This is a genomic window from Methylobacterium sp. FW306-05-D (assembly GCF_058782155.1).
Genome location: NZ_JBYSXL010000009.1, coordinates 61050 through 82809, shown reverse-complemented (window position 1 = coordinate 82809; position 21760 = coordinate 61050). Strand labels below are relative to the sequence as shown.

Annotated in this window: 17 protein-coding genes; 3 read left to right on the top strand and 14 right to left on the bottom strand. The window is 69.9% G+C overall.

What is annotated here, in order from left to right; translation table 11 throughout:
- Window positions 1-26: 26 nt before the first annotated feature.
- Window positions 27-2276 carry a DNA topoisomerase IV subunit A gene (parC, locus tag AC3WLN_RS05855; RefSeq protein WP_492480119.1) on the bottom strand — a complete coding sequence of 750 codons (2250 nt, stop codon included), beginning with the start codon at window positions 2274-2276 and terminating at the stop codon, window positions 27-29.
- Between the two features lie 53 nt (window positions 2277-2329).
- Window positions 2330-3070: a DNA repair protein RecO gene (gene recO, locus AC3WLN_RS05850; protein WP_492480118.1), complete on the bottom strand. Its 741-nt coding sequence runs from the start codon at window positions 3068-3070 to the stop codon at window positions 2330-2332.
- Between the two features lie 128 nt (window positions 3071-3198).
- Between recO and AC3WLN_RS05845 the strand changes: the two genes are divergently transcribed.
- From AC3WLN_RS05845 to AC3WLN_RS05835, 3 genes are all read left to right on the top strand, one after another.
- Window positions 3199-3609: a hypothetical protein gene (locus AC3WLN_RS05845; protein ID WP_492480117.1), complete on the top strand. Its 411-nt coding sequence runs from the start codon at window positions 3199-3201 to the stop codon at window positions 3607-3609.
- 74 nt (window positions 3610-3683) lie between these two features.
- A complete protein-coding gene (locus AC3WLN_RS05840; RefSeq protein ID WP_492480116.1) occupies window positions 3684-4397 on the top strand; it encodes a gamma-glutamylcyclotransferase in 714 nt (237 codons plus the stop codon).
- Between the two features lie 263 nt (window positions 4398-4660).
- A complete protein-coding gene (locus tag AC3WLN_RS05835) occupies window positions 4661-6658 on the top strand; it encodes a methyl-accepting chemotaxis protein (RefSeq protein WP_492480115.1) in 1998 nt (665 codons plus the stop codon).
- Between the two features lie 74 nt (window positions 6659-6732).
- Here the strand turns inward: AC3WLN_RS05835 and dnaE are convergent, their stop codons facing one another.
- From dnaE to AC3WLN_RS05775, 12 genes are all read right to left on the bottom strand, one after another.
- The gene (dnaE, locus tag AC3WLN_RS05830) at window positions 6733-10230 is read right to left on the bottom strand and encodes a DNA polymerase III subunit alpha (RefSeq protein WP_492480138.1); all 3498 of its coding nucleotides are present in this window, start codon (window positions 10228-10230) and stop codon (window positions 6733-6735) included.
- 324 nt (window positions 10231-10554) lie between these two features.
- Window positions 10555-10827: a Txe/YoeB family addiction module toxin gene (locus AC3WLN_RS05825; protein ID WP_492480114.1), complete on the bottom strand. Its 273-nt coding sequence runs from the start codon at window positions 10825-10827 to the stop codon at window positions 10555-10557.
- Window positions 10824-11078: a type II toxin-antitoxin system Phd/YefM family antitoxin gene (locus AC3WLN_RS05820; protein WP_492480113.1), complete on the bottom strand. Its 255-nt coding sequence runs from the start codon at window positions 11076-11078 to the stop codon at window positions 10824-10826. Before AC3WLN_RS05820 ends, AC3WLN_RS05825 begins: the two co-directional genes overlap by 4 nt.
- A gap of 71 nt (window positions 11079-11149) precedes the next feature.
- Window positions 11150-11875 (bottom strand): ABC transporter ATP-binding protein, encoded by a 726-nt coding sequence (locus AC3WLN_RS05815; RefSeq protein ID WP_492480112.1) that lies wholly within the window; start codon window positions 11873-11875, stop codon window positions 11150-11152.
- A gap of 13 nt (window positions 11876-11888) precedes the next feature.
- The gene (locus tag AC3WLN_RS05810; RefSeq protein ID WP_492480111.1) at window positions 11889-13193 is read right to left on the bottom strand and encodes a lipoprotein-releasing ABC transporter permease subunit; all 1305 of its coding nucleotides are present in this window, start codon (window positions 13191-13193) and stop codon (window positions 11889-11891) included.
- Window positions 13194-13201: 8 nt separating this feature from the next.
- The gene (gene proS, locus AC3WLN_RS05805) at window positions 13202-14527 is read right to left on the bottom strand and encodes a proline--tRNA ligase (protein ID WP_492480110.1); all 1326 of its coding nucleotides are present in this window, start codon (window positions 14525-14527) and stop codon (window positions 13202-13204) included.
- Window positions 14528-15244: 717 nt separating this feature from the next.
- Entirely contained in the window at window positions 15245-15580 is a 336-nt protein-coding gene (locus tag AC3WLN_RS05800; RefSeq protein ID WP_181259620.1) for a DUF1467 family protein, read from the bottom strand.
- Between the two features lie 5 nt (window positions 15581-15585).
- Window positions 15586-15990, bottom strand: a complete 405-nt coding sequence (mce, locus tag AC3WLN_RS05795) for a methylmalonyl-CoA epimerase (RefSeq protein ID WP_018042032.1) — start codon at window positions 15988-15990, stop codon at window positions 15586-15588.
- A gap of 298 nt (window positions 15991-16288) precedes the next feature.
- Complete coding sequence (locus AC3WLN_RS05790) at window positions 16289-17962, bottom strand: ribonuclease J (RefSeq protein ID WP_492480109.1); 1674 nt, start codon at window positions 17960-17962, stop codon at window positions 16289-16291.
- 14 nt (window positions 17963-17976) lie between these two features.
- Complete coding sequence (locus AC3WLN_RS05785; protein ID WP_492480108.1) at window positions 17977-18756, bottom strand: biotin--[acetyl-CoA-carboxylase] ligase; 780 nt, start codon at window positions 18754-18756, stop codon at window positions 17977-17979.
- 4 nt (window positions 18757-18760) lie between these two features.
- Window positions 18761-20203 (bottom strand): NADH-quinone oxidoreductase subunit NuoN, encoded by a 1443-nt coding sequence (gene nuoN / locus AC3WLN_RS05780; protein ID WP_492480107.1) that lies wholly within the window; start codon window positions 20201-20203, stop codon window positions 18761-18763.
- 12 nt (window positions 20204-20215) lie between these two features.
- On the bottom strand, window positions 20216-21739 hold the full coding sequence (locus AC3WLN_RS05775; RefSeq protein ID WP_492480106.1) for an NADH-quinone oxidoreductase subunit M: 1524 nt from the start codon (window positions 21737-21739) through the stop codon (window positions 20216-20218).
- Between the last annotated feature and the right edge of the window lie 21 nt (window positions 21740-21760).

Genomic DNA, 21760 nt, shown 5'->3' with positions numbered 1-21760 from the left:
GACCCGGCCCTACTTCCCGCACTACCCTACTTCCCGAACCGCTCGAATTTCGGGAAGCTCCGGGTCATCAGCGTGCCCGCGTCCGAACGATGGCCCATCCACTTCTCCAGGATGCTCGCCTGGGCGAGCCGCGCCTCGCCGCCGGCCTCGCGCCAGGGCAGGCCCTCGGCCAGGGTGAAGACGTGGGCGTCGGTGAGCGTGGTCTGGCGGCAGCGCTGCAGGCGCACGCCCTTGCCGCGCACCATCTCGGGCAGCTCGCTCAAGGGGAAGACCAGCATCAGCCGGTCGGCGCTGCACACCGCGATGTGGTCGCCGGCCGCCGGGACCAGCACGGCGGCCGTCGCCGGCGCGTCGAGGCCCATGATCCCCTTGCCCTTGCGGGTGTTGGCGACCAGCGCGTCGGCGGGCGCCAGGAAGCCGCGCCCGTCGGTGGCCGCGACCAGGACCTTCGCGCCGGGCTGGTAGGGGATGGCCGCGACGATCTCGGTGCCGTCGTCGAAATCCACCATCAGGCGGATCGGGTCGCCGAAGCCGCGCCCGCCCGGCAGCTTGGCGGCCTCCAGGGTGAACACCTTGCCGTTCGAGGCCAGCACCAGGAGCTTGGCCGTGGTCTCGCTCGGGAAGGCGAGCTTGAGGCCGTCGTCGCCCTTGAAGGCCACGCCCGACAGGTCGGCGACGTGGCCCTTGAGCGCCCGGATCCAGCCCTTGTTCGAGACGATCACGGTGATGGGCTCGCGCTCCACCATGGCGGCGGCGAAGTCGATGCCGGCGGTGTCGGGCGGGTTCTCCAGGGTGGTGCGCCGGGCGCCGATCTTGGTCTCGGGTCCGAAGGTCTTCTTCACCGCGCGGATCTGCTTGGTGATGTCGGCCCATTGCAGTTTGTCGGAGCCGAGCAGGCCCTCGATGCCGTCCTTCTCCAGCGTCAGCGCGTCGAGCTCGCGCTTCATCTCCATCTCCTCGAGCTTGCGCAAGGAGCGCAGGCGCGTGTCGAGGATGGCGTTGGCCTGGATCTCGGTGAGCTCGAAGCGCTTCATCAGGGCGGGCTTCGGCTCGTCCTCCTCGCGGATGATGCGGATCACCTCGTCGAGGTCGAGATAGACGATGAGCAGGCCGCCGAGGATCTCCAGGCGGCGGTCGATCTGGGCGAGGCGGTGGCGCGAGCGGCGCTGGAGCACGACGCGGCGGTGGTCGAGCCACTCGCGCAGCGCCTCGGCGAGGCCAATGACGCGGGGCACGAGCCCGCCCACCAGCACGTTCATGTTGAGCGAGATGCGCGATTCGAGCTCGGTCAGCCGGAACAGCGATTCCATCAGGATGACGGGGTCGACGTTGCGGGCCCGCGGCTCCAGCACGATGCGCACGTCCTCGGCCGATTCGTCGCGCACGTCGGCCAGCAGCGGCAGCTTGCGCTCCTGCAGGAGCTCGGCGAGCTTCTCGATCAGGCGGGCCTTCTGCACGCCGTAGGGGATTTCCGTGACCACGATGGTCCAGGTCCCGCGCCCGAGATCCTCCTTGGCCCAGCGGGCGCGCACGCGGAAGCCGCCGCGCCCGGTGCGGTAGGCCTCGGTGATCGAGTCGGCGCTGTCGATCAGGATGCCGCCGGTGGGGAAGTCCGGCCCCTTCACGAAGGTGAGGAGCTGGGCGGAGGTCGCCTCCGGGTGGGTGATGAGGTAGAGCGCCGCGTCGCAGAGCTCGGCCGCGTTGTGGGGCGGGATCGAGGTCGCCATGCCGACCGCGATGCCCTGCGAGCCGTTGGCGAGCAGGTTCGGGAAGGCGGCGGGGAGCACCACCGGCTCCTCCTCCTGCCCGTCGTAGTTCGGGCGGAAATCCACCGCATCGTCGTCGAGGCCTTCGAGGAGGAGGCGCGCCACCTCCGTCATCCGGGCCTCGGTGTAGCGCTGGGCGGCGGCGTTATCGCCGTCGATGTTGCCGAAATTGCCCTGCCCGTCGACGAGCGGATAGCGCTGCGCGAAGTCCTGCGCCATGCGCACCAGGGCGTCGTAGGCCGCCGTGTCGCCGTGCGGGTGATACTTGCCGATGACGTCGCCGACGATGCGGGCGCATTTCTTGAAGGCCGAGGTCGGGTCGAGCTTCAGGAGCCGCATGGCGAACAGGATGCGGCGATGGACGGGCTTGAGCCCGTCGCGGGCGTCGGGAAGCGCCCGGTGCATGATCGTCGAGAGCGCATAGGCGAGGTAGCGGTCCTCCAGCGCGGTCTTCAGTTCGACGGTCTCGATGCCATCGGGACCCGATGGCGGCTCGAAGGGCTGGCCCATCACGAACTCCCGGGCCGCAGGGGACCCAAATCAGAACAAAACACGAACGGAATTTAGGCGTTCCGCGTGCCCAATGCAACGAAGCGCGCGCGCTCCTCGGGCACGGGGATCGCGCGCGGCCCCCAGATGTGCTGGTCGAGGAAATACCCCGTCAAGGTAAACCCCTCGGTAACGTCCCGGGCGTCCGGCGTCATCGGCAGAGCAGCGTCGGGCAGGCGTTCGCGCAGGAAGTCCGGCAGCGCCAGCAGCCGATCGCGAAACGGCTCGCCGGCCGAGGCGCTCACCGCCCGCCCGCTGCGGGGCGAGACGTAGATCAGGGCGTCGTTGCCCCCCGTGGCGGCGCAGGCCGCCAGATCGAGCCCGAAGCCGAGTTCGGCCAGGATGGCGAGTTCGAAGCGCACCATCAGGGGCGGGGCGATGTCCGGGTCGTGCAGGTGGGCGACGAGCAGCCCGGCCGCCGCGAACAGCTCGGGATGGGGATCGCGCTCGGGCAGCAGGCGCAGCAGGCCGGCGAGGTGGCTCATGCCGTAGAGGGCGAGCCCGGAGCCCATCAGCCGGGCGGCCACGGATTCGACGGGCTCGACCGCGAAGGCGCCCAGGCTCTCGTCGAGGCGCGCCCGCCAGGTGGCCTGGACCCGGTTGCCGGCCTGCAGCACCGGCTGCATCCGGCGCGAGCGGCCGCCATGCACGAGCCCGAGATGGCGGCCGTGGTGCCGGGTCATGAGTTCGAGGATGACGCTGGTCTCGCCCTGTCGGCGCAGGCCGAGCACCAGGGCCTCGTCGGTCCATTGCATGCCTTGTCTTAGGGCGATGCCCGTCCCTTGCAAATGCCGCCGCACGAGACAGGTTGCATCACCAAATCGACTCTCGCCTCACGAGAATCATGATAGGCCCGATCCGATCCGAATCGAGGCCATCCGCCATGCTCCACCCCTGTCGCCCGCTGCGCCGCGGCGTCCTTCTCGCGAGCCTTGCGGCCCTCGCCGGCTGCGGCACCCGCGCGTCGATCCCGACGCCGTCCGCCACCGCGCCCATGCACGAGCGCCTCGCCGCCCTTGCGCTGAGCCGGCCGGAATTCGGAGCGCTCTCGCTGATCCCGGTCCGGTTCGTCCAGAGTCGGGTCTCCGGGCCCTTCCTCGACGAGGGACGCACCCTCTACTGCGTGTCGAGCCGGATGCGGGGGCGCACCTTCGGCAAGGCGGAGCGGGCCAAGATCGTCATCCAGGAGAAGGCCGGGGTCCTGAGCGTCATCGACGAGGACAAGGAGGCCTGCGACTACCACCGCACCGAGCCGCTGCCCGAACTCGAGACGATGGCCGGCGCCAAGCCCTGACGGCCAGGCCGTTTCGGGTTTCGTCTCAGAGGGCGACGCTTGCACCCCGGCCGCCGGGATGGTTCGCTGGAGCCATGCCGGACCAGCCCCTCGACCTGACCCTCGACCTGATCGCCCGCGCCCATCCGACACCGGTGGCGGACGACGCCACCGCCCTGGCCCTGATGACCGATGCCGAGCTGGCGCCGGGCCTCGCGGCCGCCTTCGCCGCCCGGCCGCTGCCGGCGGAGGGACTCTGGGTGTTCGGCTACGGCTCGCTGATCTGGCGGCCGGAATTCGCCTATTCGGAGCGCCGGGTCGGCACGGTCCACGGCTACCACCGGCGCTTCTGCCTCCTGCAGCGACGCTTCCGCGGCAGCGCCGACAATCCCGGCCTGGTCCTGGCCCTCGACGCCGGCGGGTCCTGCGAGGGCGTCGCCTTCCGGCTCACCGGTGACGAGGCCGCCGAGACCCTGCTGCCGGTCTGGCGCCGCGAGATGCGGGGCAACGGGTATATCGGGCGCTGGGTGACGGTGGAGACGGCGGGGGGTCCGATCCAGGCGCTCACCTTCGTGGTGAACGCGGACAGCGACCGCTACACCGGCCCGATCTCGGACGCCGCGATCGCCGACCGGATCGCCGCCGGGGCCGGACATCTCGGCCCCAGCGCCGAATACCTGTTCCGCACCGTGTCCGCCTGCCTCGCGGACGGCATTCGCTGCCCGCACCTGATGACCCTGCAGGCGATGGTGGCGCAGCGGCTGCGGGCGCGGGTCGCCGCCGGAATCCCGGTTCCGCCCGGCGCCTGAGGTCACGGTCCGGCCAACCGAGGGATCGGGCCGGCCCGGCGCCCGTCGCGGGCCCATCGCCCGAGCCTTGCCGAAGAGACGACAACCTGTGGCTCCCGTACCGGACGAAATCCAATCCCGTCTCCAACAGAGGCGAAGAGTGCGTTGAACGAAAACAGCTCAAAGCACGCCTGTGACAGCGGCTCAACTCGGGTTTAATGTTTATTTATAGCCCACTGCATACAGCTAGGAGGCACAGCTTTCCCCTCGATCGGACCACGTCGATGAAATTCGGTATTCGCGCGCGCCTCTATGCCGGCTTCGGCAGTCTGATCGTCATCACCGCCGGAATCGGGGCCACCGCACAGTATCAACTTGGGTCTGTCGCCAGCGACTACGCTCGGCTTGCCCGCCTCGAGGAGGGCGCCCGGAACGTCTTCTCGGTGAACGGTCTCGGCGAACGCCTGTTCGGCCAAGCCCTGGACTATCAGGCGAACCAGAAGCCCGAGCAGGTCGACCAGATGGAGCAGACGCGCCAGGGCATCGCGACCCTGCTCCAGCGCCAGGTCGACATCGCCGTCTCCGAGGAGCGCCGGACGATGTACGTCGCCATGCGCGACGACTCCGCCGTGCTGAAGGAGGACATCCAGCGCCTCGGCCAGGCCGGTGCGACGCTGGCGGAGAGCAAGGGCAAGCTGTTCCGCACCGGCGACGAGCTGACCCGTGTGACCGGCGCCCTGACGACCGACATCCGCCAGAACGGATCGGCGGCCCAGGTCGGCCAGGCCGCGCAGGTCGAGAGCGCGGTGCTGCTGATGCGTGTGGCGAACTGGCGGTTCCTCGCCACCCGCGATCCCCAGGGTCCGGCGACCTTCGCCACCTACAGCCAGAAGGCCGAGGCCGCCTTGAAGACCCTGCGGGACCTCGATACCGGCGCCGAATTCACGCGGCCGATCAAGGAGCTGCAGGAGACGGTCGGCGCCTATATCGGCGCCTTCCATGCCGCCGCCGCCGCCCTCGACGGCACCCGGGTCGCCTATGACGACAGGCTCAAGCCGCACGTGACGGCCCTGATGCAGGCGGGCCTGACGATGCGCACGAAGATCGAGGCGGCGGTCGCCGAGATCAGCGCCGCCACCGAGGCCACCGTCGGCCGCGCCCGCACCCTGCTGATGGCCTTCGTCGCCCTGGCGCTGGCCCTCGGCGGCGCCCTCGCCTTCCTGATCGCGCGCAGCATCATCGGCCCGGTCACCGGCATGACGGGCGCGATGAGCCGCCTGGCCGCCGGCGAGACGGCGGTCACGGTGCCGTCGCAGGATGCGGTGGACGAGATGGGCGAGATGGCCAAGGCCGTCGACGTGTTCCGCCAGAACGCGATCGCGCGCCTCGAACTGGAGGCGCAGCAGGTCGCGGCGCAGTCGGCGCGCCAGCGCCGGGCCGACCGGGTCGACGGGCTCGTGCAGAGTTTCGAGCAGTCCATCTCCGGCGCGATCGGCATCGTCACCTCCGCGGCGACCGAACTCGACGCGACCGCGCGCTCGATGAGCCAGGTGGCCGAGAGCACCAACGGCCGGGCGGTCGCCTCCAGCGCCGCCGCCGAGGAGACCTCCGCGAACGTGCAGACCGTGGCGGCCGCCGCCGAGGAGATGGTCGCCTCCCTGCACGAGATCGAGCGCCAGGTTCAGCAATCCAACGCCGCCGCCGGGGCCGCCGCCCGCGAGGCGCAGGCGACGGACGTCGCCATGGGCAGCCTGATGCAGGCCGCCGACCGCATCGGCGAGGCCGTGACGATGATCTCCAGCATCGCCGGGCAGACCAACCTGCTGGCCTTGAACGCCACCATCGAGGCGGCCCGCGCGGGCGAAGCCGGACGCGGCTTCGCGGTGGTCGCCGCCGAGGTCAAGGAACTCGCCGGCCAGACGGCCCGCGCCACCGACCAGATCGGCGGCCAGATCACGGCGATCCAGCAGGCCACGGCCCAGGCCGTCGCGGCGATCCGGCAGATCGGCCAGACCATCGTCTCGGTGAACGCGATCACGGAGAGCATCGCCGCGACAGTGGTGGAGCAGACCGCGGCGACCGGCGAGATCTCGCGCAACGCCGCCGAGGCCGCGCGCGGGACGCAGGACGTCTCGATGAACGTCGCCGGGGTCCTGGCTTCCACGAGCGAGACCGGCTCGGCGGCCCATCAGGTGCTGATGGCGGCGGGCGAACTCTCGGTCCAGTCGGTCAACGTGCGCCAGGAGGTCGAAGGCTTCCTCGCCGCCATCCGCGCCGCGTGAGACGGGGCCTCGGTCGGGCCCTATCAGGCTCGGCCGAGGCTTAAAGCGCCCATCCCGGAAGCCCGGCCGGCGCCTCAGTTCACCTCGACCTGCACCACCCCCGGCACGGCCCGGAGCGCCCCGGCGATCTGGGGCGTCGCCTGGTATTTGCCCGGCAGCTTGACCTCGACCTCGCGGGCGCCGTCGAGGAGGAGGATGAGGGAGACCTCGCCCTCCCCGCGCACCTGCAGGCGCTGCTGCACGCTGGGGATCGGGCGCTCGTCGCGCAGGTAGACCCGCATGCCCTTCTGGTGGCGGGCCACCGCCACGTCGAGGGGCTCGGCGGTCATGATGCGGGCGCGCACGTCCTCGCCCTCGAGATTGGCCTGGAGCTGGAGCACCAGGGGGCGTCCGGGCTCCAGGATCTCGCGGTACTGGCCGAGGCCTTCCGAGAAGATGATCGCCTCGAAATGCCCGGTCTGGTCCGAGAGGATGACGATGCCGAGCTTGTTGCCGGTCTTGGTCCGGCGCTCCGAGCGGTCGAGGACGGAGGCCGCCACGCGGCCCACGCTGGTGGTGCCGGCGCGCACCGCCCGGCAGAACTCGGCCCAGGTCTGGACCCGGAGCTTGCCGAGGAGGTCGCCGTACTCGTCCAGCGGATGGCCCGACAGGAAGAAGCCGATCGCGTCGTATTCCTTCTTCAGCTTGTCGGCCATCGGCCAGGGATCGTAGGGCGGCACCCGCAGGGTGACGTCGGCGGCGGTGATGCCGCCGAACATGTCCTCAATGCCGGTGCTGGCCGCCTCGGCCGCCCCTTGCGCGAGCTTCATCATCGGTTCGATGGCGGCGCAGGCCCGGGCGCGATCCGGCTCGATGGTGTCCATGGCGCCGGCGGCCACGAGGTTCTCGAGGGTGCGCTTGTTGAGCATGCGCGGGTTGAGCCGGCGCGCGAGGCAGGCGAGGTCCTTGAAGGGCCTGTCGCCCCGGGCCTCGATCAGCGCCTCGACCGCGCCCCGGCCCACGCCCTTGATCGCCGCGAGCGCGTAGTGAATGCGGCCCTCGCGCACCTCGAAGCCGACGCCCGAGGTGTTGATCGAGGGCGGCTCCACGGTGATCTTCAGGCGCTGGGCGTCCTGGCGGAACTCCGCGAGCTTGTCGGTGACGTCGATGTCGAGCTGCATCGCGGCGGCCAGGAACTCCACCGGGTGGTTCGCCTTCAGGTAGGCGGTCTGGTAGGTCAGCAGGGCGTAGGCGGCGGCGTGCGACTTGTTGAAGCCGTAATCGGCGAACTTGGCGAGCAGGTCGAAGATCTCGTTGGCCTTGGCCTTGGTCAGGTCGCGCTCGACGCAGCCCTTCACGAAGCGGTCGCGCTGGGCGTCCATCTCGGCCTTGATCTTCTTGCCCATGGCGCGGCGGAGCATGTCGGCCTCGCCGAGCGAGTAGCCGGCCAGCACCTTGGCCACCTCCATCACCTGTTCCTGGTAGACGATGATGCCGAAGGTCTCCTTGAGGATCGGCTCCAGCTTCTCGTGCGGGTACCAGCTCGCCTCGTTGCCGGCGTCGCGCCCGAGCTTGCGCTCGCAATAGACCGGGATGTTGGCCATCGGGCCCGGGCGGTAGAGCGCCACCAGGGCGATGATGTCCTCGAAGCGGTCGGCCTGCATCTCGACCAGCGCCTTGCGCATGCCGGCCGATTCCACCTGGAACACGCCCACCGTCTCGCCGCGCTTCATCGGCGCGTAGGTCGCCGGGTCGTCGAGGGGCAGCGAGGCGAGGTCGACGATGATGCCGCGCTTGGCCAGGAAGTCGGTGCAGCAGCGCAGCAGCGTCAGCGTCTTCAGGCCGAGGAAGTCGAACTTCACCAGGCCCGCGGCCTCGACCCACTTCATGTTGAACTGGGTCACCCGCATGCCGGTCTTCGGATCGCGGTAGAGCGGCACCAGCTGTTCGAGGGGACGGTCGCCGATGACGACGCCGGCGGCGTGGGTCGAGGCGTGCCGGTGCAGGCCCTCGAGCTTCTTCGAGATCTCCATGAGCCGGGCGACGATCGGCTCCTCCTCGATCGCCTGCTGGAGCTTCGGCTCGCCCTCGATGGCCTGGACCAGGGTGACGGGGTTGGCCGGGTTCTGCGGCACGAGCTTGGTCAGCTTGTCGACCTGCCCGTAGGGCATCTCCAGCACGCGGCCGACGTCGCGCAGCACGCCGCGGGCCAGCAGCGTCCCGAAGGTGATGATCTGCGCCACCTGCCGCTCGCCGTAGCGCTGCTGCACGTACTGGATCACGCGCTCGCGGCCCTCGACGCAGAAGTCGATGTCGAAATCCGGCATCGAGACGCGCTCGGGGTTGAGGAAGCGCTCGAAGAGCAGGCCGAAGCGCAAGGGGTCGAGGTCGGTGATGAGCAGCGACCAGGCCACCAGGGAGCCGGCGCCGGAGCCGCGGCCCGGCCCCACCGGGATGTCGTGGTCCTTGGCCCACTTGATGAAGTCCGACACGATCAGGAAGTAGCCGGGAAACTTCATGCCCACGATGACGTCGAGCTCGAAGGCCAGGCGGTCGCGGTAGACCTGCTCGGTCATGCCCGGCGCGGTGCCGTGCTGGGCCAGACGCAGTTCGAGGCCGGCTTCCGCCTGCCGGCGCAGCTCCGCCGGCTCGTCGAGGGGCGGCGCCGCCGCGACCTCGGGGGCGGCGGCGTCGCGGGCGGCGACGACGCCGAAATTCGGCAGGATCGGCTTGCGGGTGCGCACGCGGTGGGCGCAGCGCATGGCGATCTCGACGGTGGCGTCGAGGGCGTCGGGCAGGTCGGCGAAGAGCGCGGCCATCTCGGCCCGGGTCTTGAAGCCGTGGCGCGGGGTCAGCCGGCGGCGGCGGTCGTCCGAGACGAGGCGGCCATCCGCGATGGCCAGCAGGGCGTCGTGGGCGTCGTAATCGCCCTCGCGGGCGAAGAACGGCTCGTTGGCCGCCACCACCGAGAGGCCGTGGCCGTCGGCGAGCCGCAGCAATTCCCGCTCGATCATGCGCTCGTCGGGCAGGCCGTGGCGCAGGAGCTCGACGTAGAGGTTGTCCTCGCCGAAGGCCGCGCGCAGCTGCGCCAGGCGGCCGGCGGCGAGCTCGGCCCGGCCCATCCGCAGGGCGCCGTCGAGGGGGCCCGTGGAGCCGCCCGTCAGGGCGATCAGGCCGGCGCTCGACTCGGCCAGCGCCTCGACGCCGACGCGGGGCGCGTCGCCGAGCGCACCGTCGAAATAGGCCCGGCTCGCCAGCCGCAGCAGGTTGCCGTAGCCGGTCTCGTCCTGGGCCAGCACGACGATGTTGGCGCAGCCGGCCTGGGCCTGCCCGACGCGCGCCATCGGGTCGGGCGCCTCGAAGGCCACGGTGAGCTGGAGGCCGGGGATGGGCTGGATGCCGGCGCCGGCGGCCTTCTCGGAGAATTCCAGCGCGCCGAAGAGGTTGTTGGTGTCGGTGAGGGCCAGGGCCGGCTGCCGGTCGGCCAGCGCCGCCTTGACGATGTCGCCGACCTTCAGGGCGCCCTCCAGCAGGGAGAACGAGGAATGGACGTGGAGGTGGACGTAAGCCGGGTCTTTGAGGATTCGCGCCATGCCCGCACCAGAGCGCCTCAGGGTGAACGAATCCATGGCCGAGCGCCCCGCACCCACGGTTTGCTGTGGAGAGTTGCCGCCTGTGCCCGGGCCGCAACGCTATCGCAAGGGCGCCAGTGCGACAGCCCAGGCGGCGACGGAGACCGCCAGGAGCCCGAAGGCCATGAACTCGACCGCACCCGTCAGGATCATCCGCTTGAACATGGGCCTCGCCTTTCGTTGACGCCCCGAGTTTTGTTCTTGTTTTGTTCTGTGTAAAGGTCTGTCTGAAAAGGGTGAAGAACAGGGTGAACCGATCGTAAATCCGCGCGGTACAAGGCCGGGTTAGCCGTTGTAATGCCACCGGCACTGGAGGATCTCGAGGGCCTGCTCCGCTCCCTGCCCGGCGACCCGGTAGACCAGGCGATGCTCCCCGGTGATCCGGCGCGACCACCAGCCCTTGAGATTGCCCTTCAGGGGCTCGGGCTTGCCGATGCCCTGGAACGGGTTTCGCCGCGCCTGTCCGATCAGTTCGTTGATGCGCTGGAGGGTCGTGCGGTCGGTCGCCTGCCAGTGGCAGTAATCGTCCCAGGCCTGGTCCGACCAGACCAGCTTCACGGCTGGATCAGGTCCCGCTCCGTCCCGCCGCCCGCGTCGAGCTGCGCCATGGCCTCCGTCAGGCGGCGGGCATTCGCGGGCGTGCCCAGGAGGTGCAGGGTCTCCCGCAGGCTTTCGAACTCGGCCAGGGGCAGGATCACCAGATCCTCGTGGTTCTGCCGCGTCACCACCAGTTCGGTGCGGTCCGCCTCGACGCGGTCGAAATGGGTTGCGAGGTTCTTCCGCAAGTCGCTGAAGCCGACATGGGTCATGGACCGCGCCCCCTCTTGTACAGATTTCTGTACATACGCCCACGGCGCCGAGGGTGCAAGACCACGCCCCCTCAGGGCATCTGCTCGATCAGCCCGTCCCGGATCGTCACGCGCCGGTCCATGCGGGCGGCGAGATCCATGTTGTGGGTGGCCACCAGGGCGGCGAGGCCGGAGGCGCGCACCAGCGAGACCAGGATGCCGAAGACATGGGCCGCGGTGTGCGGGTCGAGGTTGCCGGTGGGCTCGTCGGCGAGCAGCAGGCGGGGGCCGTTGGCCACCGCCCGGGCGATGGCGACGCGCTGCTGCTCGCCGCCCGAGAGTTCGGCGGGCCGGTGCTGCAGGCGCTCCTTCAGGCCGAGGAAGCTCAGGAGCTCGCTCGCCCGCGCCCGCGCCTCGCGCTGGGACAGCCCGCGGATGAGCTGGGGCATGACCACGTTCTCCAGGGCCGAGAACTCGGGCAGGAGGTGGTGGAACTGGTAGACGAAGCCCATCTCCTCGCGGCGCAGGCGGGTGCGCTCGGCATCCGCCATCGCGGCGGTGGGGTTGCCGCCCACGTAGATCTCGCCGCCGTCCGGGCGCTCCAGGAGGCCGGCGAGGTGCAGGAGCGTGCTCTTGCCGGCCCCCGAGGGCGCCACCAGGGCGACGAGCTCGCCCGGCCAGATCGCGAAATCCGCCTGCCGCAGGATCTCGAGGGCGCCCGCCCCTGCGCCCGCCCCTTGGGCGTAGCGCCGCTCCACCTTGGCGAAGAACAGGGCCGGGACCGGCTGCGCGCCGGGCGCCTCGGCTGTCGTGGTCATGGATGTTCGGGCCTCAGCCGTAGCGCAGGGCCTGCACCGGATCGAGCCGGGCGGCACGCCACGAGGGATACAGCGTCGCGATCAGCGACAGGGCGATGGAGGTGACGACCACCACGGTGATCTCGTTGGCGTTCATCTCGGCCGGGATCTCGGCGAGGAAGCGCACGGTCGGGTCCCAGGCGGAGGGGAACAGTACCCGCTGGATGCCCTTGATGTTCATCGTGATCAGGACGCCGAGGCCCAGGCCGCTCAGGGTGCCGACCACGCCGATCAGCGCGCCGTTGATGAGGAACACCCGCATGATGGTGCCCGGCGTCGCCCCCATGGTGCGCAGGATGGCGATGTCGCTCGACTTGTCGCGCACCAGCAGGATCAGCCCCGAGATGATGTTCAGGGTCGCCACCACGACGATCAGGCTGAGGATGAGGAACATCACGTTCCGCTCCACCTCCAGGGCGCCGAAGAAGGTCCGGTTGCGCTGGCGCCAGTCGGTGAGCAGCACCGGGCGCTCGGCCGCCATCTCGAGGTCGGGCCGCATGGCCGCCACCGTCTCGGCGTTGTCGAGGTAGATCTCGATCAGGCTGACGTCGGCGTCCCGGTTGAAGAAGGCCTGGGATTCGGCGAGCGGCATGAACACGAAGGTCGAGTCGAACTCGGTCATGCCGATCTCGAAGATCGCCCGGATGGTGTAGCCCTTGGTGCGCGGCGCCGTGCCGAAGGGCGTCGAGGCGCCCTTCGGGGTCAAGAGGTTGATCTGGTCGCCGGCCTGGACGCCGAGGGATTCGGCCAGGCGCCGGCCGATGGCGACGCCCGAGCCGTCGTCGAAGCCCTCCAGGCTGCCGCCCTTGATGTTGCTCGCGATGGCGCCGATCTTGCCGAGGTCCTCGCCCCGGATGCCGCGCACCAGCACGCCGCTGCCGGCGCCGCCATAGGGCGAGGAGGCGAAGGCCTGTCCCTCGACCAGGGGGATGGCCGCCCGCACCCCGGCGACCTTGGACAGGCGGTCGGAGAGGTCGGCATAGTCGGTGAAGAGCTTGTCGATCGGCGCGACGAAGACGTGGCCGTTGATGCCGACGATCTTCGACAGGAGTTCGGTGCGGAAGCCGTTCATCACCGAGAGCACGATGATCAGCGTGGCGACGCCGAGGGCGATGCCGAGCAGCGAGAAGAACGCCACCACGGAGACGCCGCCGCCCCGGCGCCGGGCCCGCAGGTAGCGCCCGGCGATGATCCACTCGAACCCGGCGAAGGGCGGCGTGCTCCCGCGCCGGAACCGGGCGCGAAGGCCCGCAAGCCTGTCCGTCAGGGTCGCCGCCATGGGGGGCCTCAGAGCCGCTTCAGGCGCGCGAGGAGATCGATCGGCGCGATGGTCTCCCGCTCGCCGCCGGCCCGACGCTTCAGCTCGACCTTGCCCTCGGCGAGGCCGCGGGGCCCGACGATGACCTGCCAGGGCAGGCCGATGAGGTCGGCGGTGGCGAACTTGGCGCCCGGGCGCTCGTCGCGGTCGTCGTAGAGCACGCTGAGGCCGGCGGCCTCCAGGGTGGCCTGGATCTCGCCGCAGGCGGCGTCGGTGGCGGCGTCCCCGGTCTTGAGGTTGATCAGCGCCACGTCGAAGGGCGCCACCGCGTCGGGCCAGATGATCCCGGCCTCGTCGTGGCTCGCCTCGATGATCGCCGCCACGAGGCGGCTCGGGCCGATGCCGTAGGAGCCCATGTGGACCGGGCGCTCGACGCCGTCGGGGCCGGTGACCTTGGCGCCCATCGGCTCGGAATACTTGGTGCCGAAGTAGAAGATGTGCCCGACCTCGATGCCGCGCGCGGCCATCTGCTTGTCGGCCTGCACCTCGGCGAAGGCGGCCGGCTCGTGCATCTCGGAGGTGGCGGCGTAGAGCGAGGTCCAGCGGTCGACGGTGCCCTGCAGGGCGGCCACGTCCTCGAAGTCGGTGGTGACCGGGGGGATCTCGAAGTCAAGATACTGGCTGTCGCAGTAGACCTCGCTCTCGCCGGTCTGGGCCAGGATGATGAACTCGTGGCTGAGGTCGCCGCCGATCGGGCCGGTATCGGCCCGCATCGGGATCGCCTTCAGGCCGAGGCCCGCGAAGGTGCGCAGGTAGGCCACGAACATCCGGTTGTAGGCGTGCCGGGCGGCAGCCTGGTCGATATCGAAGGAATAGGCGTCCTTCATCAGGAATTCGCGCGAGCGCATGGTGCCGAAGCGCGGCCGGACCTCGTCGCGGAACTTCCAGGAGATCTGGTAGAGGTTCTTGGGCAGGTCCTTGTAGGAGCGCACGCTGCCGCGGAAGATCTCGGTCACGACCTCCTCGGCGGTGGGGCCGAACAGCATCTCGCGGTCGTGGCGGTCGGCGATGCGGAGCATCTCCTTGCCGTAGGCCTCGTAGCGGCCGGATTCGCGCCAGAGCTCGGCCGACTGGATGGCCGGCATCAGGATCTCGATGGCGCCCGCCCGGTCCTGCTCCTCGCGGATCACCGCGCAGACCTTGTTCAGGACGCGCAGGCCCAGCGGCAGCCAGGCATAGATGCCGGCCGCCTCCTGGCGCACCAGCCCGGCGCGCAGCATGAGGCGGTGGGAGACGATCTCGGCCTCCTTGGGCGTCTCGCGCAAGGTCGGCAGGAAGTAGCGGGAGAGACGCATGGAAGACCTTGGAAACAGCGCGCCAGCGGGTCGGCGGCACGCCCGGGCACACAACACATTGCATCGGGAAAACACAAGCGCGGCGGGGCGACACCGCCCCGCAGCGTGGCGTTTCGCCCCTCCCGGGGTGGATCGTCCCCGCCCGGCGCCGGCGCGCATTCCTGTAGGAAAGCGCAGGAATGTTTCATCAAGCAGGTGACAATGGGAATTGTTATTCCTATAAGCGCGTCCGTGATGATCGCGCTGCCAAGCAGCAGCGCCGCACGGTCCGAGTCTCGGGAGGAATTTCAGCCGCCACGCCGTCAGCAATGCGTGAGACAATCGAGGCTGAACCGACTACCATCTTCACAAAAGCAAGGCTTAGGCCTTGCTTTTTTTATGTCTCGCCGCTTGCGCGAGACTGGCGCCGCTGCGGCGTGATCCGCGCGCCATCGCACGCCGACGCGCCGTCATCCCGGGGCCGCGCAGCGGAACCCGGGATCCAGAAACACAGGTTGCGCAAGCCCTTGCACCATCGGCGGTTCTGGATTCCGGGCTCGCCTGCGGCGCCCCGGAATGACCCGGTGCTGTCACTGCGGCCATGGTTCGATGTCCCGCGTGCGCGATGTCCGTTCTTCGCGGGTGCAGCGACGCGCCCGGTCTGGAAGACGACGGCGGCGTGACCTTACGTCCGCGCGCGGTCTCACATCCGGTTCGACCGCACCGCCCCGGACGCGCTCAGAGGCCGGCCAGCTCGAAGACCTGGATCGCCGCCAGGAAGACGACGCTCGCCAGGACCGAGGTGAGGATCGCCTTCTCGCGCAGGCGCGGGGCGGCGGGCGCGCCCGGGTCCTGGCCCGGCACGATCCGCTCCGGATCGGTCTCCACCTGGTTGCGGAGCGGCAGGATGACGAAGAGCAGGGTCCACCAGACCACGAAATAGAGGGCGAGCGCCCCGAACACGGTGAGCTTGAACAGGCCCACCGCGAGGACGACCACCGCGGCGAGCACCACCACCATCACCGCCACGGTGCGCAGGGTGGAGGCCGCCAGGGTCTGGAGGATGGCGCCCATCCGGCTCAGACCTGCTCCAGCTCGACCAGGGTGCCGAGGAAGTCCTTCGGGTGGAGGAACAGCACGGGCTTGCCGTGGGCGCCGATCTTCGGCTCGCCGGTGCCGAGGACGCGGGCGCCCTGGGCCTTCAGCTTGTCACGGGCGGCGATGATGTCGTCGACCTCGTAGCAGACGTGATGCACGCCGCCGTTGGGGTTGCGCTCCACGAAGCTCTCGATCGGCGAGCCCTCGCCGAGCGGCGACATCAGCTCGACCTTGCTGTTGGGCAGGTTGACGAACACCACGGTGACGCCGTGCTCGGGCTGCGGCAGCGGCTCCGTCACGGTGGCCCCGAGCGTGTCCCGGTAGATGGCGCAGGCGGCGTCGAGATCGCGCACCGCGATGGCGACATGGTTCAGGCGTCCGATCATGATGTCTTCCCCTTCCTTCCCTAAAACCCGACGCCACCCCTCCCCCGTCGAACCGGGCGATATCGATGGCACCGCGGCGTCATTCCGGGGCGCCGCAGGCGAGCCCGGACCCGAAGGAGCGCGCCAGCGGCGTGCAATCCAGAGCCGCCGACGGTGCCGGACGCGGCGAGAGCTGTGGTTCTGGATCCCGGGCTCCGCTGCGCGGCCCCGGGATGACGGTGTGCTGCGCGCCGGCGTCCCGCGCAACCCACCCGCATCGGCGACACCCCTCCCCTGCAGAGGGGGGAGGGTTCGCTCGCTACACCTCGACCACCTGCACGTGGCAGGCGGGCTTCTTGCCCCAGACCTCGTTCACCGCCGAGCGGATCGCGCGGTCGACGGCCTTCTCGGTGCCCTCGGCATCCTTGCGCTTCTGCTTCGACAGGCCCGAGAGCGTGCGCGAGACCGATTCGACGACGACGTCGAGCATCGCCTGGCCGTTCCGGCCGCGATTGGGCAGGCCGATGATGTCGATGGCGGGCTCGCCCAGGACCTCGCCCTGGACGTCGATGGCGATGGCCACCGAGACGAGGCCGGCCTGCGCCAGCTTGCGGCGCTCGGGGATGGCCCGGTCCTTGGCGTCGATCAGGACGTTGCCGTCCTTGAACAGGCGCCCGGCCTTGACGTGATCGACGATCTCCGGCGTGCCGGGCGCGAGGCGCACGACGCTGCCGTTGCGGGCCTTGACGATGTTCGGCACGCCCTGGGCCCGGGCGAAGCGCGCATGCTCGTCGAGGTGGAGGGCCTCGCCGTGGACGGGGATCGCCGTCTGCGGCCGGGTCCAGGCATACATCTCCGCCATCTCGTCGCGCCGGGGGTGGCCCGAGACGTGGACGAGCTTCGTGCGGTCGGTGACCACCTCGATGCCGGCATTGATGAGGTCGTTGATGATCGCGCCCACCGCCCGCTCGTTGCCGGGGATCGCCCGCGAGGAGAAGATGACGCGGTCGCCCGCCGCCAGGGTGATGTCGGGATGGTCGTCGCGCGAGACCCGGGCGAGCGCGGCGCGCTCCTCGCCCTGGGAGCCGGTGAGCAGGGCCACGACCTTGTCGCGGGGCAGGTAGCCGTAGCTGTCCGACGAGCGGAACTCCGGCAGGCCGTCGAGGAAGCCGCATTCGCGGGCGACCGCGATGACCCGGTCCATGGCGCGGCCGACCGCGATCACCTCGCGGCCGCAGGCCTGGGCGGCCTCCGCGACCGCGCGCATGCGGGCGACGTTGGAGGCGAAGGTGGTCACCGCGACCCGGTGAGGGGCCTCGGAGATCAGCTCGCGCAGGGTGGCGGCGACCTCGGCCTCGCTCGGGGACCGCCCCTCGCGCACGACGTTGGTCGAATCGCTGATCATCGCCAGGATGCCCTCGTCGCCGAGCGCCCGGAAGGCGGCCTCCGAGGTCACGTCGCCGAGGATCGGGGTCGGGTCGAGCTTCCAGTCGCCGGTGTGGAGCAGGAGGCCGTGCGGCGTCCGGATCGCGACCGCGTTCGACTCGGGGATCGAGTGCGAGACGGGCACGTACTCGATCTCGAACGGGCCGATCTGGACCCGGCGGCCGGCCTGGATCTCCTTGAGGACGACCTTGGGCGCGCCCGGCTCGCTCAGGCGGCGGGCCTCGAGCAGGTTCTTGGCGAAGCGCGTCGCGTAGACGGGGGCCTTCAGCTTGGGCCAGAGCTCGCCGATCGCGCCGATATGGTCCTCGTGCGCGTGGGTGATGAAGATGGCCAGGAGGTCGTCCTTGCGCTCCTCGATGAAGCTGAGATCCGGGAACATCAGGTCGATGCCGGGGAATCCCTCCTCGCCGGCGAAGCCCATGCCGCAATCGACCATGATCCATTTGCGCCGCTTCGGGGGGCCGAAGCCGTAGAGCGCCGCGTTCATGCCGATCTCGCCCACGCCGCCGAGCGGCACGAAGACGAGTTCGTCTTGCCCTGTCGTCATTGTCCGTCCAAACCTCAAGCCGCCGTCGCGGCCGTTCCCAGATGCACCTCGCCCGCCGTCACGGTCCGTCGCGTCCCATCCTCCGATCGGACCACGAGCCGTCCTGCCTCGTCGATCGTCTCGAAAATTCCGTGCACGAGGGTGTCGCCTGTCCGCACCGAAACCGGCGCGCCGATCCCGGCCGCGTCAGCGATCCAGCGCTCGCGGATCTGCCAGAATCCGCGGCCACACTCCCAGAGTCGCGCGGCGTCGACGAGTCCGTCCGTCAGGTGGACGAACAGATCCTCGGCGCGCGTGTCGTACCGCATCTGCCTGAGGCACGTGGCGCGATAAGGCAAGCCCTGCGGCGTCGCAGCGACATTGACACCGAAGCCCATCACCACCGCGCGGCGCCCGCCGGGCCGGCTCTCGGCCTCCAGCAGCAGCCCCGCGAGCTTGGCGCCCGCGGCCAGGACGTCGTTGGGCCATTTCAGCCGGCACCCGGCGATTCCGCAGGCCGCGAGGGCGGAGGCCAGGGCGAGGCCGGCGACGAAGCCGAGGGTCGGCACCTGGCCGGGCTCGACGTCGTCCACGGGCCAGAGCAGGCTGGCGGCGAGGTTTCCGGGCTCGGAGACCCAGGCGTTGCCGCGCCGGCCGCGGCCCGCCTCCTGCCGATGCGCCACCACCCAGAGGGGCCCGGCCTCCCCGTCGCGAAACCGCTCCAGCGCCTCGGTGTTGGTGGAGCCGAGGCGGTCGTGCACGTGGAGGCGGTGCCCCTCCGCCCGCGCCCGGATGCCGAGGGCGTAGCCGCTCAACGCCCTAGAACAGCGACTTGGCGGCGGCGCCCGCGGCCCCGACCAGGGGACCCGGGACGATGCCGAGCAGCACCACGACCAGGCTCGCGAGCGCGAGGACGATGCGGGGCCCCGGCGCCATCGGCTCGTAGGCGGCCACCGGCTCGTCGAAATACATCACCTTGACGACGCGCAGGTAGTAGAACGCCCCGACCACGCTGGTGACGACGCCGATGACCGCCAGGGCCACGAGCCCCGACTGGATGGCGGCGAGGAAGACGTAGTACTTGGCGAAGAACCCGGCCAGCGGCGGGATGCCGGCCAGCGAGAACATCATCGCGGCCAGGCAGAAGGCCATGACCGGATGGGTGCGCGACAGGCCGGCGAGGTCGTCCACGGTCTCGAACATCTGGCCGCCGCGGCGCAGCGACAGCAGCACCGCGAAGGCGCCGAGCGTCATCGCCAGGTAGATGATCATGTAGACCACCACGCCGCTGATGCCCGCCTGCGAGCCGGCCGCGAGGCCGACCAGGGCGTAGCCGACATTGCCGATGGAGGAATAGGCCATCAGGCGCTTGAGCGAGCGCTGGCCGATCGCCGCGAAGGAGCCCAGCGCCATCGAGGCGATGGCCACGAAGACGATGATCTGCTGCCAGACCGCGGTCACGTCCGGGAAGGCGCCGATGAAGAGCCGCACCGTCATCGCCATGGCGGCCATCTTGGGCGCCGAGGCGAAGAAGGCGGTCACGGGCGTCGGCGAGCCCTCGTAGACGTCGGGGGTCCACATGTGGAACGGCACGGCGGCGAGCTTGAAGGCGACGCCGGCCGCCACGAAGACGATGCCGAGCACGATGCCGAAGCTCGCCGTGCCGTCCAGCGCCGCGACGATGCCGGGGAACGAGACGGTGCCGGTGAAGCCGTAGACCAGGGAGGCGCCGTAGAGGAGCATGCCCGAGGAGAGCGCCCCGAGGACGAAGTACTTCAGCCCGGCCTCCGTGGATTTCAGGTTGTCCCGGTGGAAGGCCGCGATCACGTAGGCGGCGAGCGACTGCAGCTCGAGGCCGAGATAGAGCGAGATCAGGTCGTTGGCCGAGGCCATCACCATCATGCCGATGGTGCAGAGGATCAGGAGGATCGGGAACTCGAACCGGTCGATGCGCTCGCGCTGGAAGTAGTCGCGCGAGAGCAGGATCGAGGCCGCCGAGCCGAGCAGGATCAGGGCCTTCATCACCTTCGAGAAGTTGTCGACGATGAAGGAGCCGTTCAGGGTCGTGATCTTGGCGCCCGACTGGGACATGACCGCGAACAGCGCGACCACCAGCAGGATCAGCGCGCCGACGTTGACGCCCTCGGCGGAGCGCTCGCCCCGGAACGCGCCGTAGAGGATCAGCACCAGCACGCCGAGGCTGAGGATCAGCTCCGGCAGGGCGGGCCCGAGCGCGGGCATGACGATCTGAGCGGCGTTCATCGGGTCAAGCCTTCAGCGCGACGCGGGCGGCAGGGTGGCCGCGGCGGTCTGCGTGTTCGAGAGCGCGGTCCGCATGCTCTGCATCAACGCTTCCGTCGAGGGCGCGAAGGTGTCGAGCACGGGGGCCGGGTGGACGCCGTAATAGATCGTCAGGGCGACGAGCGGCGCGATGATGATCTTTTCGCGCAGATCCAGGTCGAGGATGCCCTGCAGGTTGGGCTTCTCGAGCTTGCCGTAGATCACCCGGGCGTAGAGCCAGAGGGCGTAGCCGGCAGACAGGATGATGCCGAAGACCGAGAAGAACGCCACCGTCGGGTTGGCCCGGAAGGCGCCCATCATGGCGAGGAACTCGCCGACGAAGCCGGAGGTGCCCGGCAGGCCGACATTGGCCATGGTGAACACCATCATGGCCGCCGCGTAGAGGGGCATCCGCTTCACGAGGCCGCCATAGGCGGCGATCTCGCGGGTGTGCATCCGGTCGTAGACCACGCCGACGCAGAGGAAGAGCGCGCCCGAGACGATGCCGTGGGAGATCATCAGGAACAGCGCGCCCTGGATGCCCTGCTCGTTCATCGTGAAGAGGCCGAGGGTCACGAAGCCCATATGCGCCACCGAGGAATAGGCGATGAGCTTCTTGATGTCGGTCTGCATCAGCGCGATCAGCGAGGTGAAGATGATCGCGATCACCGAGAGGGCGAACACCATCGGGGCGAAGGCATGGGAGGCGTCCGGGAACATCGGCAGCGAGATCCGGATGAAGCCGTAGCCGCCCATCTTGAGCAGGATGCCCGCCAGGATCACCGAGCCGGCGGTGGGCGCCTCCACGTGCGCGTCCGGCAGCCAGGTATGGACCGGCCACATCGGCATCTTCACCGCGAAGGAGGCGAAGAAGGCCAGCCAGAGCCAGGTCTGCATCTCAACGGGGAAGCGGGTGTGCAGCAGGGTCGGGATGTCGGTGGTGCCGGCCTGCCAGTACATCGCCATGATGGCGAGCAGCATCAGCACCGAGCCGAGCAGGGTGTAGAGGAAGAACTTGAAGCTGGCGTAGATGCGCCGCTTGCCGCCCCAGATGCCGATGATGAGGAACATCGGGATCAGGCCGGCCTCGAAGAACAGGTAGAACAGGACCAGGTCGAGGGCGCAGAACACGCCGATCATCGTCGTCTCGAGGACGAGGAAGGCGACGAAGTACTCCTTCACCCGGGTGTTCACCGAGAGCCACGAGGCGCCGATGCAGAACGGCATCAGGAAGGTGGTCAGCAGGATCAGCGGCATCGAGAAGCCGTCGACGCCGAGCTTGAACCGGGTGGCCTCGCTCAGCCAGGCATGGGTCTCCACGAGCTGGAAGCTCGCGGTGGTCGCGTCGTAGCGGCCCCAGGCCACCAGCGAGAGCAGGAAGGTGGCCAGCGTGGTGATGAGCGCGGCCCAGCGGGCGTTGCGCTTCGAGGCCTCGGTCTCCTCACCCAGGGTGAGGATGAAGGCCGCGCCGCAGAGCGGGACGATGAGGAGGCCGGAGAGGATGCCGAGGCCGAACATCAGCGGGGGCTCCGGTTCGTG

Coding starts and splice junctions, on each gene's coding strand:
- AC3WLN_RS05840 (WP_492480116.1), top strand. CDS start 3,684: ATGCCGGACCAGCCCCTCGACCTGACCCTCGACCTGATCGCCCGCGCC.
- parC (WP_492480119.1), bottom strand. CDS start 2,276: ATGGGCCAGCCCTTCGAGCCGCCATCGGGTCCCGATGGCATCGAGACC.
- proS (WP_492480110.1), bottom strand. CDS start 14,527: ATGCGTCTCTCCCGCTACTTCCTGCCGACCTTGCGCGAGACGCCCAAG.
- AC3WLN_RS05790 (WP_492480109.1), bottom strand. CDS start 17,962: ATGACGACAGGGCAAGACGAACTCGTCTTCGTGCCGCTCGGCGGCGTG.
- AC3WLN_RS05815 (WP_492480112.1), bottom strand. CDS start 11,875: ATGACCACGACAGCCGAGGCGCCCGGCGCGCAGCCGGTCCCGGCCCTG.
- nuoN (WP_492480107.1), bottom strand. CDS start 20,203: ATGAACGCCGCTCAGATCGTCATGCCCGCGCTCGGGCCCGCCCTGCCG.
- dnaE (WP_492480138.1), bottom strand. CDS start 10,230: ATGGCGCGAATCCTCAAAGACCCGGCTTACGTCCACCTCCACGTCCAT.
- AC3WLN_RS05845 (WP_492480117.1), top strand. CDS start 3,199: ATGCTCCACCCCTGTCGCCCGCTGCGCCGCGGCGTCCTTCTCGCGAGC.
- AC3WLN_RS05800 (WP_181259620.1), bottom strand. CDS start 15,580: ATGGGCGCCATCCTCCAGACCCTGGCGGCCTCCACCCTGCGCACCGTG.
- AC3WLN_RS05810 (WP_492480111.1), bottom strand. CDS start 13,193: ATGGCGGCGACCCTGACGGACAGGCTTGCGGGCCTTCGCGCCCGGTTC.
- AC3WLN_RS05820 (WP_492480113.1), bottom strand. CDS start 11,078: ATGACCCATGTCGGCTTCAGCGACTTGCGGAAGAACCTCGCAACCCAT.
- recO (WP_492480118.1), bottom strand. CDS start 3,070: ATGCAATGGACCGACGAGGCCCTGGTGCTCGGCCTGCGCCGACAGGGC.
- mce (WP_018042032.1), bottom strand. CDS start 15,990: ATGATCGGACGCCTGAACCATGTCGCCATCGCGGTGCGCGATCTCGAC.
- AC3WLN_RS05775 (WP_492480106.1), bottom strand. CDS start 21,739: ATGTTCGGCCTCGGCATCCTCTCCGGCCTCCTCATCGTCCCGCTCTGC.
- AC3WLN_RS05835 (WP_492480115.1), top strand. CDS start 4,661: ATGAAATTCGGTATTCGCGCGCGCCTCTATGCCGGCTTCGGCAGTCTG.